The organism is Rhizobium sp. YTU87027 (genome assembly GCF_050644135.1).
GTDB lineage: Bacteria > Pseudomonadota > Alphaproteobacteria > Rhizobiales > Rhizobiaceae > Rhizobium.
The window spans coordinates 716,035-732,242 of record NZ_CP098441.1 but is presented as its reverse complement, the minus strand read 5'-3'; the positions used below and the strand labels follow the sequence as shown (position 1 = coordinate 732,242).

The following is a 16,208-nucleotide window of genomic DNA, read 5'->3' as shown; positions in this document are numbered from 1 at the left end:
CGGATCGCTCGTCCGGCATGTCGCCGAGCTTGTCAGCAAACGGTATGAGTGCGAGAGCGCCGTGTACGACATGATCGACGTAGGTCCATCGCTTTCTGCGGGCGTTCGATATCCCAGACATTTGCGTGGCGTATCATTGAGCCGATTGCAGAGGTCGAGATCCTTCGCGAAGGAGGCATCCTGCCACTTATTTTGCGAGGAGCGCTGAGCCGCTCCAAGGAGATCAAGCAATCGTTGGTATAAGGCAGGTCTTGCTACGATCTTGACTTTGCAAGGTAAGTTGGCCGAGCTGAAAGCGTGGCCAGCTCATATGGCTGAGTTTCGTGCCACCCTGCCACGGCGCGCAGCAGCGGCAGGCGGTACCATCGGGCGCTTACTCACAATCTCGGAAAGCTCTTTCTGCTCATCTTCCGTGTAGGGCTTCGCGCCGAATTCGCTGATCGGTTTGAGAGGCGTGCGGTCTCCCGCTGAAAGCGAAGCGTCGCCCGGTTCCTTCTGCTCCACCTTGAATTTCTGAAGACGGAGCATGTCGTCGGTAATCTCGACGTCAGGTGGGACTTCGCGGTTTGGAAGAAGACGGGACAGCCAAGCGCCGTAGGCTGAGAGTTTTTCGAGACCCGTATCGTCCAGCTCCATGATTTGTGAGATGAAGCTGTAGAAGCGGATGTAGCTGCGCAGGAGCTGGCGGAACTCCTTCTGCCGTCCCTCGTCGTCAGCCTCGAAGCGCGTAACACCTTGGCGGACCAGGCCCTCAAGGCGGGCCGGGTCGCTGCCATCCAGCGGCCCTTTGAAATATGTTTGAGTGAAGTTCTCAATCTCTTCTCTGTCGCGATAGCCAAATTTAAACAGGCGACCCTCAAGGTCGTCGACAAGATTGGGATCAGTATTGGCCTCCAGCGCCGTCGCCTCATAATAGGGCCGGAAGGCTTTCTGAACGTCTTCAATGGTCCGTGGTGATCATCGCCGCCGACAGGGTCGTGACGAAAGCAGTGACAGGCCAGAAAAACCACGCATACGTACAACGAAGCGGCCTGTCAGTGTTCATAATCCCGCTCACTGGCTGCGATCGTGCGATCGCGGATATGAGCCGCAGATTGAAATCTCCATAGCCTTCAACTGTGGCCCGCGGGTTCCTTCCTCGGGGACTTTCGTACGCCTGCCCGCGCCCGAAACTCTTCACGAAAGCCCTCTGTCGGCTTCCGGGCTCCGATTTTCGAAAGCAGACCTTGAGCCTGGCGGGCGCGTGATCTGACACGAAGTGGACGTTCGGTCGCCCTCGGCCGAACGCACGCGCCGACGACCCCTTCGTAAGTCGGAAATCCTTGGTTTCAGTCCCATCATTTCAGTTATAAGGTGGGAGATATCGCCCAAAGGGGATTCCAGGCCAATGCCCCCAGAGAAGAAGGACCGTTCGCCTGTTGCGCTGGAACAGCGCGACGAAAGCGCCGACCAGCGCATGTTCTCGCCTTCCGTTGCGCGAAATTCGGCGCCGATCCTCGTGGTCCTAAAACGTGTCCTTCCAACACAGGGCGCCGTGCTGGAGATTGGATGCGGAACCGGCGAGCACGCCGTGTGTTTTGCGGGAGCCATGCCCAACCTCACCTGGCAGCCGAGCGATCCGGATGCCGACGCCCGCACCAGCACGTCTAGCTGGATCAAATTCGCAGGGCTGAAGAATGTGCTGCCACCGCGGGATATTGATGTGTGCTCAGGACAATGGGGCGTCGAACAAACGGGGCATTTTGACGCGATCGTGTCGTTCAATATGATCCATATCGCGCCATGGGCGGCAAGCTTAGGATTGTTCGCAGGAGCTGGCCGTTTGCTTCACGCTGGTGGGCTTCTTCTTCTCTACGGCCCATTCATGCGCGACGGGGCACACAACGCCCCCTCGAACGCTGCTTTCGACGCGGCTCTAAAGGAGCGCAACCCATCCTGGGGTGTGCGAGATATCGCCGATCTTGAACAAGTGGGTGAGGCCACTGGACTTAATCTCCGCGAGATGATCGAGATGCCTACCAACAATATGTTGCTGGTCTTCTCCAGCGGTGGTGCCTGAACGACAAGCGGGCGCGAAAGAGACGTAGGCCTATAACAGCATTCGGGCCCTTTGCTGCCGTCGAGGTCGATCCGAGGAACGTGCGGTATGTGCTAGAATGCGGCCCGAATACGACAGACGCACTGCGAGGGGAGGTGTGATCGAACCGGAATTCGCACGACCGAGAACCGACGTTGTGCTCTTGGAAACGGAGACGACGTGGGTTTGATCTGGAGCAAGTCGCTTCATACCAGCGTGCGCTACTTTTTCGTCTGAGTCTGCCTCAGTGGAGGAGTCTAATCTGGACCGAGCCTGCCAATGAAGTCTCTGCGGGTCGTTGTTCGCCACTATGGCGGACCTGAAGTTCTGGAGATCGTGGAGGAAGACGCGCCCCATCCGGCATCGGGTGAGCTGCGGGTGCGAACAATCGCCGCCGGCGTCTCCTTCGCAGAGCTATTGATGCGGGAGGGGATTCATCCGGAAAAGACGATCCTGCCATTCACGCCAGGATGGGACATTGTAGGCATCGTTGACGAGGCCGGAGAGGGAGCGTCCCATTCGATGGTTGGTAAAATGGTTGCGGCGCTGCCCGTTCATGGTGGCTACGCCCAGTTCATCTGCCTGCCGGAAGATGAACTCACTCCGGTTCCCACAGGTGTTGATCCCGCCGAGGCAGTTAGCCTCGTGCTGAATTACGTTACGGCCTATCAGATGATGCATCGGCTTGGGCATGCCTCACCGGGACAACGGGTCCTTATTCATGGCGCGGCCGGCGGAGTGGGCACGGCTCTGCTGCAACTTGGTGGCCTGGCAGGTCTGGAGATGTATGGGACTGCATCTCTTGCAGCTCATCAGATCGTATCCGATCTCGGGGCCACGCCGATCGACTACGAGCGGGCCGACTTCGTCAAAGAGATCCATCGCCTAACAAACGACGGCGTGGATGTCGTCTTCGACGGGGTCGGCGAAGCCAATGTCTGGCGTTCGTTTCGGACTCTGAGGCCTGGTGGCCGCGTCATAGCCTATGGCTTCACTTCATTTCTGCAAAAGGGCCAACTGGCAGAGGGCTTACGTTACCGTCTTCGCGGGATATTGCGACCCGCGTGGTACGCGGTCCGCGCTTTCATTTCACCAGGCCGACGACGCATACTCCCTTACAGCATACAATATTTGAAACGGTGGAAGCTCGCTTGGTTCCGCGATGATCTCGGCGCCTTGCTCGAGCTGCTTCGCGACGGGAAGATCAAGCCGATGGTGGCCGAGCGGATGCCCTTGACCGAGGCTCGTCGCGCCCAGGAGCTGCTCGGTCAGGGAGGCGTCAAAGGCAAGCTCGTGCTGATGGCAGCTTCCAGATAACTGTCAACGCGGTCTGAGTGACCGAAATGGCAAGCGGAAAGCATTTCCGCCACGGGGCCGAAGAACGAACCCGCTGCGCGACACCCGACAGGAAAAGCGGACATCCGAGTTCTTGCCGCCAGGTCTGGGATCGTCCTTTGCAGCCGCCCATCATTGCTGGCGCCATAGCTCGAATTGACCCCCTTCGGCCATCCCCGGTCCTGTGCAACTGCGCCTGGCCTTCTTGGGCAAGGGTCCTTCCGGCAGTTGGCCGACGTTCCCGAGACGGCAGCAACTGAGTGACGACCCTGGCGATCTTTATCGTCTGTGTTTGAGCTCAACCATTCCCGCGCCCTGACGCGACAATTTACAGCCCGACAAAAACAGCGCACCGTAGCATTGCGAGACCCGGGGCCTTGATCCGGGCGTCGACGTCGTCGCAGGGAGGATGCTATGCCGACAATTATTGGCTATCACGACATCACAAAGGGCGCGCAACACTGGCTTACCTCACCGAAGCGCAAGGAGCTTTTCGGTCCGCTCGGGGTGACCAACATCCGAACGTTTGTTGACCCTCAAAATCCGACTCGCGTGGCGGTGATGATGGACGTTCCGGATATTGATGCCTTGCAGGCGGCGATGCAGAGCAAGGCGGCCGCCGATGCCATGGCCTTCGACGGGGTGGTGCCGGAATCTCTGGTGATCCTCGTCGAATCGAAGGGGTAATCGCTCCGCCGATATAAGCTCCTTCGCAGGGCATGTTCAAACTTCGCTGGCGCGGAACTGAGGCGCTCCGCCGAGATCCGCCATGACTATCGAATAGGAATTGGTACATGGCCGAAAGAGTCCAATCCGACCGACGACTTGCGGCGATCATCGCTGTGCGATCGCGGTAATCTGAGCCTTGCCGCCTTTCAACTGCACCAGGCGGCCGAACGCCTCTATCATTGTATCCTGCTGGTGTTGACGCTCTACAGTCCCAAATTTCACGGCTGACGTTTCTACGTTCCCAAGCCGAACGCGTAGCGCCCCAACTCATAGGCGTGTGGCCGCGCTATACAAAGTTCGCCAAACGCTGCTTTACTCGCCTCGATCGCGCCTATGTCGATGCCAGGCATTCATCTTTTTATGAAATCACCGACGAAGAATTGGTGTGGCTAATCGATCGAGTTAAATCTCTGCAGGCACACGTTGAAGCAATTTGCAGAGAACGGCGTGCCCGTATAACACGCGAGTAATTTGCTGCTCTTGATGGGACTCGAACCCCGGGTGCGTCTTGCGCACAAGCCATTAATTTCAGACCGATAGCAAATCTTCTGTTTCAGAGCGGATTGAAATAGTTCGAGAAATTGCTGTTTCAAATGAATGAGCTCCTCCTCTACTGCGAGGAGACCACCCTATGTTCTCAAAAGTAGGACAGACCCGGCACTTCGGTGTGACGCCATAAGGGATGGCGGCCCGCATTGGGAAGACACGCGGTGCTTCAGCTCTGCCAAAAGCGCCCCTGAAGGGGGTGCTGCCCAGCTCTTGCTTTGAGATCGATGCGTGTGGCCAATTTTGAATTGACAAATTTCAATCTTCGTAAAGCTTGACTCGCGCGCGCTTTAATTTCATGCCATAATGTCAAATATGAGTGGACAACCGGAAACAAAGCTAAAGCAGCTCCTCCAGCAAGTCCCCCCTGGTTTCCTGGTGGATTCGGGGTGGATGACTCGGCACGCCATCTCGCGGCAGTCCGTCTCAGGCTATGTCAAACAAGGCTGGCTCAAGCCAGTCATGTCGGGCGTGTACCGCCGTCCGTTTTCCTCGGACACCAACCCAGAAGCCGTCGGAGGCTGGAAAATACCCCTGCTCTCAGCCGTCTGGCTTATGCGGCATAAATTTCATGTCGGTGGAGCAAGTTCCCTCTCCTTGCGGGGACATGCTCATTACCTGTCGTTCGGCGGCGAATTCGCCCTCTATCTCTACGGATCCGATATCCCGGCATGGCTATCGAAGCTGCGGACGGACGCCGACGTGAAGACCAGGAGCAACGTCCTGTTCGGCGAAGGAGCGACTGGCGTTGAAGACGCGGATTTCGACCTTTCCAACGATGAGGGTCCGGAGCTGGCACAAAGCCCATGGCACTGGCCAATGCCGATGTCCTCACCCGAACGCGCGATCCTCGAAATGCTCGACGAGGTCCCAAAGGGCGAAAGCTTCCACAAGGTGGACATGGCGTTCGAGAGCCTTGCCAATCTGCGCCCGAGACTGCTGACGACGCTCCTTACCCTATGCCGAAGTGTCAAAACGAAACGCCTATTCTTCGTGTTTGCCGACAAGCATAATCATGCCTGGCGCCGGCACATCGACATCTCCTCCGTCGATCTCGGCAAGGGTGACCGGGCGCTGACGCCGGGCGGCCGGCTGCATCCTATCTACCGCATCACAGTCCCGGCCGACTTTATGCCAAAGGAGACCCCGAATGGCCCGTGAACAATACATGCGCCAGGTCGACCTCCTGGTGCGTACCCTTCCTTTCATCGCCCGCCACGAGGCCTTCGCCCTGAAGGGTGGGACTGCGATCAACCTCTTCTATCGCGACATGCCGCGGCTCTCGGTCGATATCGATCTGACCTATCTGCCGATCGAGGACCGTGAAACGACGCTGAAAAATATCGACACGACACTGGAGCACATCCGTGAAGACTTGATCCGCAATCTGCGCGGTGTGAGCGTCCAGAGGATCGCCGGCGGCGGGAACAACGACACACGCGTTCTCGTCCGGCAGGGAAATGCCGAAATCAAGATCGAGACGTCACCCGTTGCGCGAGGAACGGTCCATCGCCCGAACGCCGACGTGTGAGCGCGGCCGTCGAGGACGCATTCGGGTTCGCCGAAATGCAGGTCGTCTCGTTCGAGGACCTGTTCGGCGGCAAGCTGCACGCGGCGGTGGACCGGCAGCATCCGCGAGACCTGTTCGATGTGAAGCTGCTATATGAAAACGAGGGGCTGACCGACGCCCTGTTCCAGACTTTTCTGATCTATGTCGCCAGCTCCGGGCGCCCGCCGCACGAACTGGTCAGGCCTTCTCTCGCAGACCTCGACGAAGCCTTCGTGAAGGAATTCGACGGGATGACGATCGATCGCGTCGGCCTCGACGATCTTAAAACAACGAGGACTCGGATGACGGCGAATATCCTCGCGAAGCTCGACGACAAGGCGATGCGCTTCCTGCTGTCACTCCACGATGCCGAACCGGATTTCAACGCAATCGGCCTGCCCCAGGCAGCCGAGCTGCCCGCCGTCCGCTGGAAGCTTCTCAACCTCGAAAAGCTGAAAGCCCAGAATCCAGAAAAACATGCGGAGCAGCGGCGTGAGCTCGAGGAGATCGTGCCACAGGCTCGCAAGGATCCCCGAGCGGATAAGATCTGACCTATGGGTACCTCAATTGAACTGATGGTGAGTGGCATCCCTCGACCATCCGCCGGCGCAGGTGATTTGGAGCAATTTCAAGCGCGAGATTGGATTGTGGCACGGCACCTTGGAGCATAAAGAATCACAGTGGAATGCTCGCAAAAACAATCGTTTAGCGCCGATCCGTGCGGATCGAAGCAAATCATGGCCGCGGCCGTGAGTGATGCCGATTTAAGGATGAGCTGATGCCGCTATTCGCTTCTTGGTGTCGCCCGATGCCGCTGCGACCGGGCCAGTTCGATGAAGCGGCGCTTCACCTCGCTGAACAGCGCCGGCGGCAAAGGTCCGATATACCCCGTCTCGCCATCGACCGGTCGGATATCCGGACCCGGCCAGCCAAAGCGGTTGCTCTCGGTCAGCATGATCCAGGAACGATCGTCGTCGAGTCCAAGCCGTCGCTTTGTCGCCGGCGGAATCTCGATCGCGTCTTCGGCGTTGCCGGGCGGCGTGTGGGTGATCGGCAAAACACGAACCATCGGCGTGCCGTCGTCGAGATGCGCGACGATGGCCAGCACAAGCGCCGGGCGATCCTTGTCACCTTCTTCGCGGCCTTCGAGATGTTGCCAATGCCAGAGATAGGAGTAGCGAAAGACCCAACCGACCTTCGGCTCAATCGGCAGCATGCTTGCCGGTCAGCTCGGAGTTGAGATGATCCAAGCCATCACCCATCTCGGAAGCCTCGATCGCTGCCAGGTCGTTGTCACTGAGCGACGACGTCAGCTCGACACGCCTATCCCGCTTCGTCAGACGCATATAGTCTTCGTAGGCGATCAGCACCGTTCTCGGACGGCCGTTCTTGGTGATGATGACGGGATCGCGGACAGCCGCATCCTGATAGGTGCCGAAATTCTTCGAGACAACGGCAGCCGTGACAGTGGAGGTCATGTCAAAACTCCTTTTCCGGAATATACGGACTTTCCGGAAGTTTTGCAATGCCGAACCCAAGGTAAACGATAACGCAGACCGCCAGACGTGAGAGGGTTCACGAAGATCGACACCTTGTCAGTTGCATAGGCGTATCAAGCAAAGGAAAGCTATATGCGCATAGTGATCGAGGCGGACGAAGCGGCCGAATGGTTGGAGGAGCATCTGGATCTGATTGTGCCGAAAGACGAAGTAATCATTTGCCTTGATGGCACTCCTGTCGCTGTCCTCACGGCGATAACCAAAGGCGAGCCCAGCAAGTATGAGCGCCAATCATTGGCCGGCGAAACCTCGAGCGGCGCCGAGAGTGTCAGCACGCTGGATACGATCTTTAAACTGGCCGCCGAAGGCCGTGCCGCTATCGATGGCCACACCACGTCGGACCATGACGATCTTTACGACGAACACGGTCTCCCGAAATGAACACCGCCATTGATCGTCGCGCCCAGGACCTCGACACGATCGCCGCGGTCTGCCGATCAAGCGACGCGATGAATTGGCTGAGCTGCTCACTGACCAGGACGTCGAAACGCTGCGCCATCTCGTCAACGAAGGCATGGGCGACAATACCTGCCGGCCGGGCCGGGGTCATTGCCTTAAGCGGTGAACAGCACCGCGTCACGGAGCGCGGCTGCGTCCTCGCCGCGGCCCAGCAAGCGCACGGCGGCCGCGGCGCATGTCAACGCCTGACGCGCGCGCCAGCAGCCGGCCCAGACGGGCCCGCTGCCCACCAGATCGTCGAGTGATTTCAAGACAATGCCGGCGGCCAAGATAGCGTCGACATCGTTTGCCTCGCGCCCGCGTGGCAAGGCCCAGCCGGGCAACTTGGCTGGCCAGATCGGTGGCGTCGGAGGTGCGGCGGCAAACGAATCCATGCGGCAGAGCATAAATGATCTGTGCGGTTGTGCCAGTCGTATGGGCTCAAACCGCACAGCCTGTTGCGGACATAAAACGTCCGATAATTTTGCCTTATCGGACGTTTCTTTCTTCTATAGAGAGGCCACCGAATCAGGCCGAAATTAGCCTCGATCGGTCGAAATTTGCGCTTTCACCCGCTGGAAAGCAGGTGTATATAGCTAGACAGTCTAGCTAGTTTGGGGCGAAACAATGGAATGGCAGCTACAGGACGCCAAGAACCACTTCTCGAAAGTGGTGCAGAAGGCGCGACACGAGGGGCCGCAGATCGTCACGCTTCGTGGAGAGCGCACGGCCGTGGTGCTGTCCGCCCACGACTATGACGCTCTGCGCGCCGGCCGACCGACGCTGGTCGACGATCTGCTCGGCGGTCCCGCTTGGGACGATGAGCTCGCCGATACGGTCGAGGCGCGCGCCAAGACGCCAAGCCGCGACGTGGCCTTCTGATGTATCTGGTTGACACCAACATCGTTTCGGAGGCGCGACGCGGCACGGCGCAGGCGGTTTCTTGGCTGCGCTCGGTCGACCCGCTCAGCATCCATCTGAGCGCGCTGACCCTCGGCGAAATCATGCGCGGCATTGCGCTGAAACAGAAGTCGGATCCAAAGGCCGCCGCTCACCTCACCGAATGGCTGCGCAAGCTGCGCCACGACCATGGCGACCGCATCCTGCCGGTGACCGACCAGATCGCCGTCGAATGGGGCCGCATCGCCGCGATCCAGCCGCGTGGCGATATTGACGGGTTGATCGCCGCGACCGCGATCGTCCACGACCTGATCCTCGTCACGCGCAACGTCAAGGATTTTGAAGACACGGACGCATCTGTGATCAATCCTTGGGAGACACCGGCGTGAGCGGCTAAGCGACGGGCTCGGAACCGCAAAAAGTCGATCTCTCCCACCCGGGTGGTGTAACGGTCGACACGAACCCTGGTGGCACTACACTCCCCTCTCCTGTTCCAGAAACGAGCGCCGCCCTGCCGGCGCACCTCGAGCACCTCGCCGATCGGACCCGCGGTTATGTCGAGGCCTCCAGCTCCGCCAACACCCGCAAGGCCTACGCCTCCGACTGGAAGCATTTTACCGCCTGGTGCCGCCGGCAGAACCTTACTCCCCTCCCCCCGGATCCCCAGGTCGTCGGCCTCGATATAACTGCCTGCGCGTCAGGCGCCACAACGGCCGACCGCAAGCCCAACTCGGTCACAACAATCGAACGCCGTCTCTCTTCGCTGTCCTGGAACTACGCCCAGCGTGGCGGCGAGAAACTCGATCGCAAGGACCGCGCCATCGCCACGGTCATGGCCGGCATCCGCAACACCCATGCTGCCCCTCCCCGGCAGAAGGAAGCCGTGCTTCCGGAAGACTTGCTCGCCATGCTCGACACCCTCGACCGCGGTACGTTGCGGGGCTTGCGCGATCGCGCCATGCTGCTCATCGGCTTTGCCGGCGGCCTGCGCCGCTCGGAGATCGTCGGACTGGACCTTGGTCGCGACCAGACGGAAGACGGCCGCGGCAGGATCGAGATCCTCGACAAGGGCCTGTTCGTCACCCTGCGCGGGAAGACCGGCTGGCGAGAGGTCGAGATCGGCCACGGCTCGTCCGACACGACCTGCCCCGTCGTTGCCGTCGAGACCTGGATCAAGTTCGCCCGGATCGCCAGAGGTCCGCTCTTCCGCCGGGTCCGGGGCCAGGGCAAGGACGTCGGGCCGGACCGATTGAATGACCGGGAGGTGGCACGTCTCGTCAAGAAGGCGGCACTTGCCGCCGGTATTCGCGAAGATCTGAGCGAGGGTGATCAGGCCGAGAAATTCTCGGGCCCATTCGCTGCGTGCCGGCCTCGCGTCCTCGGCCGAAGTAGACGAGCGTTAGGTCCAGAAGCAGCTCGGCCAGGCCAGTGCGGAAATGACCCGCAAATATCAGCGCCGCCGCGATCGCTTCCGGATCAATCTCACCAAGGCCTCGGGGCTTTGAAGGCCCTCCCCTATCGGTGTTGCGAAATCGTTAGGTAAATTTCACGCGTCTGATTTTCAGCTTAGCGCTTCAATTGAAATCGGGAAGTAAAAGCCACACCCACTCACGGCCATTGGACGCAGGGAGTCCGCGGAAGAAGTCAGGGGGTTTCGCGCGGGCGGACGAAGAAATTTCAGGACAAATTCAACGTGATGCCATAGTTTCGCGTCGGAGCAGTACGCGCTGCTTTGGAGCGTCGAAACCCCTGCTAGCGAAGATAGAGACCGTCCCTGTAACCCGATCAAGTGCTCGCCCTGTTGAACACTGGGCCAGGGACCTTCATCGCAAGCTATGATATCATCGAGACCATTGGACCAAAGGCATAAGCAGTCGAATATTTGGGCCTTCATGCCGATCTCAGATGAAGTCGACGAGGCTTACGCGAAGATCGTTGATGACGGTGGCGAGGCCCGGCGCTCCAATCAATGGTACGACGCGCGCAGCCGACAATTTCGAGATGGCGCGGTCAAAGATCGCGAGGTTCGTATGTCCATTCAGACGGGACGGATAGATGATGCCATCCGGCACGGATCGGTGCTCATGGAAAGCAAGCGACCACGTCCGCGCGAGGGTTTGGCGGGAGGATTTCGCGACATCCGTCGGCACTCCCATCCTGATTGCGTGGTCCTCGCGGAGATCAACAAGGCGGAGATCCGCAATCGTCTCAATCTCTGCATAGCGCCGCGCATAGATCTCCTTCTCCTCGATCGGGAGATCGCCCACGAGGCCATCGCGCCGATCACGCAGGACCGCTTCCAGGAAGCAGACCTTGAGCGTGTCGCCCAAATAGACGACGCCAAACCGCCTTACAGGGTCACGCCGGCGGGGGTCACTGAACCGGCTCGGCGTCTTTCCATATCCTAACGGATCGGGAAAGGCGCTCGCATAGATACGTCCAAATCGACGACCGGCAGGAATGGTCTCGATATCGAGCGCGGAATTCTCGAAACCCGCGGGTGGCTTGATTGCAGTCATTCAGCGAAAATCACCGCGGGCGACACTCGCGGCCGCTGCAACCACTTCGTCGTCCTGACCGCGTTTCAGCGCGTCGAGACCCGTCCGGCCATCCAAAGCGCCGTGCGGCGTAACAACGAAGCGGTAAACCGCCCATGCACCGCCCAGGACCTCGTGCAGTTTCGCAAGCGCAGCATAGGGCCGACCGTCCCGATCGAGTTGCCATGACGGAAAACGGAAGCCCCGCTTGGCGCCGTCGAGACCGAGAACCTGCCCGTTCTGGCGCTTTGTGTTGACGGTGACGCGCGAAACGCCGAGCAGGTCCGCGAACGCTTCCGCGCTCAGCATATCGTCCTCCGCGAGAATCTCCGCCACGCGACGCCGGCCACGTTCCCGTGCGGCCGCCAACGCTGTCTGCAGTTCGTTATCCGGCTCTGGCACCTCTTCTACCGGAAACACATCCTGATGAGACAGCGGTTCTTCTTCAACGGCTGAAATCGTCTGCGCTCCGGCCAGCGGATCCACGACGACGCGGAAACTGACCTGATGGCCGGCCTTTCGGCTCAGCTTAACCGCCTTGGCGTATTGTCTGATCAGCGCCTTCTCGAAATCGGCTGTCCGTGGCAGTTTCATCGAGAGCGCAATGTTGGGAGAATCGTTTCGGGGTTCGTTGGCTAGAGTTTTCGTAGCGGGCATGGTCTTCGGCCTCCTGCGCTATAACTTAGGCAGAATACGACAGTTCGTCAAGTTCGTTAAGTTCGTTAAGTTTATAAATCTCAGCCAGTTTTTCGGCCGGATCCAGTGAGCCCGACTCTACGATTTTTCCAAGATTTTAGAAGGAACTATGAAGACCGTGCCCTTAGAGGAATAGTACCAACGCCCCTCATGTTTCTAAACATTGAGGCGCGTAACACACTGAAAAGGCGAGGTCTGAGGCGTAAGTCTATGATGGAACTATCTAAAGATAGGCTAGCCGAGGCTGGCACGGTACACTGAGCGCGCAGCGATCAGACCCAAAAATGGGGGCGGCCAGCGGAACATGCCCCACTGATGGCAACCGGCAGCGCGAATAGAGATGCAGGACCCGAAGCGACCAGAATCTCACTTTGCGTAAAGGGCGCTCGATCGTTCGAGGTGTTTCAGGATCGCAGTTTCCGAGCCGTCGACATCATTCGCTTCCAGCCGATTCACGATTTCCTCGTGTTCGGCCAGCGTGAACTTCTCCTTGCCCGTCCAGATCAGCATTTCCGTGTGGTATTCCTTCAGCCAAGCAAGCATCGCTTCGCTGACAGCGACATAGATCGGATTGCCGGAAATCTGCGCGATGCGGGTGTGGAAGCCCATGTCAGCATTTATGAACTCCTCGGCATGACCAAGGCAGTCGCGCTGGCGCTCTATGATCTCCCTAAGATCGCTGATGTCTGTCGCCGAGGCCCGTTGTGCGGCTTCGCGTGCCATGCCTCGCTCGAAGAATATCCGCGCGCTCTTGAGATGCTCAAGCGAGTCCGACGATTGCGAGAGCATGATCTTCGCCGTCAGGTCGACCTGCTGAAATATGGACCTGGCCGTAAGCTTCAGAACCCTCGCGCGTTCTCCGTGCGAAATGTTGACCAGCCCCTTGTTGGCAAGCGACTGCATGGCCTCACGGATGGCCGGTCGGCCAACCCCAAAGCGCTCCATTAGAACACGCTCGGAAGGCATCTCGTCGCCCGGCTGCAACTCGCCCGACGTGATCATCCGCTCTAGTCGATCAAAGACCTCGTCGGACAGCTTCCGACGTACGATCTGTTCGATGGGTTGGCTCATAAGCTCTCGCTGACTCAAGTATCACCTCCTCCTACTACTTTCCGCGCTTTGCGCAAAGCGCCCCAATTTCCGTTTGTGAAATTTCGCTTCCCATCATATGGAATACTCATTATACCAGATCACGAGTTGACGCCATGACAAATTGATCTGGCGAGAGGAGCAACTGGCACTTCATGATGATCACGCTGACTTACCGCATCGAGACCCCTGGCAGTATCGACGCCATGGCGGACAAGATCGCAAGCGATCAGTCGACGGGAACCTTCGTTCCGGTCCCGGGAGAGACCGAGGAACTGAAGTCGCGTGTCGCCGCGCACGTGCTGGCGATCCGCCCTCTTGATGACAGCACCCAGCCGACCTGGCCCGAGGCTTCCCCCGGCACGCGCCTTGGTCGCGCCGACGTCGACATCGCCTTTCCCCTCGATGCAATCGGAACCGATCTGTCGGCCCTGATGACCATCGCGATCGGCGGCGTCTATTCGATCAAGGGCATGACCGGCGTCCGTATCGTGGACATGAAGCTGCCTGAAGCCTTCAGAGCAGCACATCCCGGACCGCAATTCGGCATTCCCGGCAGCCGCCGCCTGACCGGTGTCGAAGGGCGCCCGATCATTGGAACGATCGTCAAGCCGGCACTCGGACTTCGTCCGCACGAAACCGCAGAACTCGTCGGCGAACTCATCGAATCTGGTGTCGATTTCATCAAGGACGACGAGAAGCTCATGAGCCCGGCCTACTCGCCGCTCAAGGAACGCGTCGCTGCCATCATGCCGCGGATTCTCGATCACGAGCAAAGGACCGGCAAGAAGGTGATGTATGCCTTCGGCATCTCGCACGCCGACCCCGACGAAATGATGCGCAATCACGACATCGTCGCCAAGGCCGGCGGCAACTGCGCGGTCGTCAACATCAATTCGATCGGCTTCGGCGGCATGAGCTTCCTGCGAAAGCGGTCAAATCTCGTGCTGCATGCCCACCGCAACGGTTGGGACGTGCTCACGCGGCATCCCGGCGCCGGCATGGACTTCCGGGTCTACCAGCAATTTTGGCGCCTGCTCGGCGTCGACCAGTTCCAGATCAACGGCATCAGGGTCAAATATTGGGAGCCGGACGAGAGTTTCGTTTCGTCGTTCAAGGCTGTCAGTACGCCCCTCTTTGATGCATCGGACTGCCCGCTGCCGGTGGCCGGTTCCGGCCAGTGGGGTGGACAGGCGCCCGAGACGTATCAACGAACGGGCCGCACCACAGATCTCCTCTATCTCTGCGGGGCTGGCATCGTCAGCCATCCAGGTGGCCCGGCCTCCGGCGTCCGCGCTGTGCAGCAGGCCTGGCAGGCGGCTGTGGCCGGCATCCCGCTCGAGACCTACGCACAGGACCATCCTGAATTGGCTGCCTCAATCGCCAAATTCAGCGACGGAAAGGGCGCCTGACCGCGATGGAAGACCTTCTCGTGAGCTATTATGGCGATGACTTCACCGGTTCAACCGACGTCATGGAGGCGTTGGCCTCGCACGGTGTTGCAACCGCGCTCTTTCTCGACATCCCCTCGCCCGAAATGATTGCTCGCTTCAAGGACTGCAAGGCGATCGGTCTTGCCGGGACGAGCCGCAGCCAGACGCCGGAATGGATGCAGTCGCACCTCACCACCGCCTTCGAATGGCTGAAGTCGCTTCGGGCGAATTTCTGTCACTACAAGGTCTGCTCGACGTTCGACTCCAGTCCCGAGACAGGGAGCGTCGGAAAAGCCATCGACATTGGACGCGAAACTTTCGGGCAGACCGTCGTGCCGGTCGTCGTCGGCGCACCGCAACTGAAGCGGTACACGGCGTTCGGTAATCTTTTTGCCGCCTACCAGGGCAGCGTCTATCGTATAGATCGTCACCCGGTCATGAGCCGCCATCCGGTCACCCCTATGGGAGAGGCAGATCTGGCTGTTCATTTGTCCAAGCAGACCCGACTGCCTGTTGCCTTGGCGGACCTTGCAACGATCGCGTCGGCCGATGCCGACCTGCGCGTTGATCGATTGGCCGCGGAGGCAGGCGGAATCCTTCTCATCGACGTGGATTCGGAGGCGACGCAAGCTGCCGCGGGTCGCCAGCTCGTTCGCCTGGCAAGTCAGTTCGGGAGCTTCCTCGCTGGGTCGTCCGGAATTGAGTACGCGCTTCTCAATGCCTGGCGACAAAGCGGCGTCATTGCCGGAACTTGGGATTTTCCCGACGTTGGCCCGGTCGACCGCCTCGCGGTTGTTTCCGGAAGTGTGTCGCCCACGACTGAACGTCAGATCAGACAGGCGAAGGAAGACGGCTTCGCAGACATTGCGCTCGATCCTCTGGCACTCGTATCGGAGGACGGCGAACGCGCGATCGACGCGGCCGTCCAAAATGGCGTCGAGAGGCTCAAGGAGGGACGGAGCGTCATTCTCCATACAGCCCTCGGCCCTTCAGCTGATGTCGGCGGCGATATCGACAGGATATCCGGTGCCCGCCACGCCCTTGGGCGAGCGCTAGGTACGATACTGCGCCAGATGGTCGAGCGCGAAGGACTTTCTCGCGCGGTCATCGCCGGCGGCGATACGTCAAGCCATGCCCTAAGGCAGCTGAAGGTAGAGGCGCTGACCACCCTCCTCCCGCTTCCTCAGACACCTGGTTCACCGCTTTGCCTGGCGCACGGAAGCTACCCGCCAACCGACGGGCTTCAGATCGCGCTCAAGGGCGGCCAGATCGGAACGGACGGCTATTTCGCGCAGATCCGCAACGGAAGGACGAGCTGAA

General features: G+C 59.5%; 16 protein-coding genes and 3 pseudogenes. 12 read left to right on the top strand and 7 right to left on the bottom strand.

Features of this window, described 5'->3' with window-relative positions; translation table 11 throughout:
• Window positions 1-306: 306 nt before the first annotated feature.
• The gene (locus tag NBG89_RS22230) at window positions 307-636 is read right to left on the bottom strand and encodes a hypothetical protein (protein ID WP_431324259.1); all 330 of its coding nucleotides are present in this window, start codon (window positions 634-636) and stop codon (window positions 307-309) included.
• Between the two features lie 751 nt (window positions 637-1,387).
• Here NBG89_RS22230 and NBG89_RS22225 point away from each other — a divergent pair.
• From NBG89_RS22225 to NBG89_RS22205, 5 genes and pseudogenes are all read left to right on the top strand, one after another.
• Window positions 1,388-2,059, top strand: a complete 672-nt coding sequence (locus NBG89_RS22225) for a DUF938 domain-containing protein (RefSeq protein ID WP_431324258.1) — start codon at window positions 1,388-1,390, stop codon at window positions 2,057-2,059.
• A gap of 297 nt (window positions 2,060-2,356) precedes the next feature.
• Complete coding sequence (locus NBG89_RS22220) at window positions 2,357-3,394, top strand: medium chain dehydrogenase/reductase family protein (protein WP_431324257.1); 1,038 nt, start codon at window positions 2,357-2,359, stop codon at window positions 3,392-3,394.
• 432 nt (window positions 3,395-3,826) lie between these two features.
• On the top strand, window positions 3,827-4,099 hold the full coding sequence (locus NBG89_RS22215; RefSeq protein ID WP_431324256.1) for a hypothetical protein: 273 nt from the start codon (window positions 3,827-3,829) through the stop codon (window positions 4,097-4,099).
• A 903-nt stretch (window positions 4,100-5,002) separates the two neighbouring features.
• Entirely contained in the window at window positions 5,003-5,848 is an 846-nt protein-coding gene (locus tag NBG89_RS22210; RefSeq protein WP_431324255.1) for a type IV toxin-antitoxin system AbiEi family antitoxin domain-containing protein, read from the top strand.
• Window positions 5,838-6,787, top strand: a pseudogene (locus tag NBG89_RS22205) (nucleotidyl transferase AbiEii/AbiGii toxin family protein). The gene NBG89_RS22210 and the pseudogene NBG89_RS22205 overlap by 11 nt, the downstream one beginning before the upstream one ends.
• Window positions 6,788-7,020: 233 nt before the next feature.
• Here the strand turns inward: NBG89_RS22205 and NBG89_RS22200 are convergent.
• Together NBG89_RS22200 and NBG89_RS22195 are read right to left on the bottom strand one after the other, a co-directional pair.
• The gene (locus tag NBG89_RS22200; protein WP_431324254.1) at window positions 7,021-7,452 is read right to left on the bottom strand and encodes a plasmid maintenance toxin (PemK-like); all 432 of its coding nucleotides are present in this window, start codon (window positions 7,450-7,452) and stop codon (window positions 7,021-7,023) included.
• On the bottom strand, window positions 7,439-7,714 hold the full coding sequence (locus NBG89_RS22195) for a type II toxin-antitoxin system Phd/YefM family antitoxin (protein ID WP_126924910.1): 276 nt from the start codon (window positions 7,712-7,714) through the stop codon (window positions 7,439-7,441). The genes NBG89_RS22200 and NBG89_RS22195 overlap by 14 nt, the downstream gene beginning before the upstream one ends.
• A 153-nt stretch (window positions 7,715-7,867) precedes the next feature.
• Between NBG89_RS22195 and NBG89_RS22190 the strand changes: the two genes are divergently transcribed.
• Together NBG89_RS22190 and NBG89_RS22185 are read left to right on the top strand one after the other, a co-directional pair.
• Complete coding sequence (locus NBG89_RS22190; protein ID WP_431324253.1) at window positions 7,868-8,176, top strand: prevent-host-death family protein; 309 nt, start codon at window positions 7,868-7,870, stop codon at window positions 8,174-8,176.
• Window positions 8,173-8,330, top strand: a pseudogene (locus NBG89_RS22185) (integrase); the annotation flags it as partial. The gene NBG89_RS22190 and the pseudogene NBG89_RS22185, both read left to right, overlap by 4 nt.
• Before the next feature lie 19 nt (window positions 8,331-8,349).
• Here NBG89_RS22185 and NBG89_RS22180 read toward each other — a convergent pair.
• Entirely contained in the window at window positions 8,350-8,628 is a 279-nt protein-coding gene (locus NBG89_RS22180) for a DUF1403 family protein (protein WP_431324252.1), read from the bottom strand.
• Window positions 8,629-8,860: 232 nt separating this feature from the next.
• Between NBG89_RS22180 and NBG89_RS22175 the strand changes: the two genes are divergently transcribed.
• The 3 genes and pseudogenes from NBG89_RS22175 to NBG89_RS22165 all read left to right on the top strand — a co-directional run bounded on the left by NBG89_RS22175 (window position 8,861) and on the right by NBG89_RS22165 (window position 10,638).
• On the top strand, window positions 8,861-9,115 hold the full coding sequence (locus NBG89_RS22175) for a type II toxin-antitoxin system Phd/YefM family antitoxin (protein ID WP_431324251.1): 255 nt from the start codon (window positions 8,861-8,863) through the stop codon (window positions 9,113-9,115).
• On the top strand, window positions 9,115-9,522 hold the full coding sequence (locus NBG89_RS22170) for a type II toxin-antitoxin system VapC family toxin (protein WP_431324250.1): 408 nt from the start codon (window positions 9,115-9,117) through the stop codon (window positions 9,520-9,522). Before NBG89_RS22175 ends, NBG89_RS22170 begins: the two co-directional genes overlap by 1 nt.
• A 122-nt stretch (window positions 9,523-9,644) precedes the next feature.
• A pseudogene (locus NBG89_RS22165) lies at window positions 9,645-10,638 on the top strand (site-specific integrase).
• A 396-nt stretch (window positions 10,639-11,034) separates the two neighbouring features.
• On the opposite strand, the gene NBG89_RS22160 reads toward NBG89_RS22165, so the two are convergent.
• From NBG89_RS22160 to NBG89_RS22150, 3 genes are all read right to left on the bottom strand, one after another.
• The gene (locus NBG89_RS22160) at window positions 11,035-11,652 is read right to left on the bottom strand and encodes an RES family NAD+ phosphorylase (RefSeq protein WP_431324249.1); all 618 of its coding nucleotides are present in this window, start codon (window positions 11,650-11,652) and stop codon (window positions 11,035-11,037) included.
• Entirely contained in the window at window positions 11,653-12,327 is a 675-nt protein-coding gene (locus NBG89_RS22155) for an XRE family transcriptional regulator (protein ID WP_431324248.1), read from the bottom strand. It abuts the gene before it with no gap.
• A gap of 405 nt (window positions 12,328-12,732) precedes the next feature.
• Window positions 12,733-13,437: a transcriptional regulator NanR gene (locus NBG89_RS22150; RefSeq protein ID WP_431324247.1), complete on the bottom strand. Its 705-nt coding sequence runs from the start codon at window positions 13,435-13,437 to the stop codon at window positions 12,733-12,735.
• A gap of 173 nt (window positions 13,438-13,610) precedes the next feature.
• On the opposite strand from NBG89_RS22150, the gene oiaX reads away from it, so the two are divergent.
• Both oiaX and NBG89_RS22140 read left to right on the top strand, forming a co-directional pair.
• Window positions 13,611-14,867 carry a 3-oxo-isoapionate-4-phosphate decarboxylase OiaX gene (gene oiaX, locus NBG89_RS22145; RefSeq protein WP_431324246.1) on the top strand — a complete coding sequence of 419 codons (1,257 nt, stop codon included), beginning with the start codon at window positions 13,611-13,613 and terminating at the stop codon, window positions 14,865-14,867.
• Between the two features lie 5 nt (window positions 14,868-14,872).
• Window positions 14,873-16,207, top strand: coding sequence for a four-carbon acid sugar kinase family protein (locus tag NBG89_RS22140; RefSeq protein WP_431324245.1), 1,335 nt, complete (start codon window positions 14,873-14,875; stop codon window positions 16,205-16,207).
• Window position 16,208 lies beyond the last annotated feature (1 nt).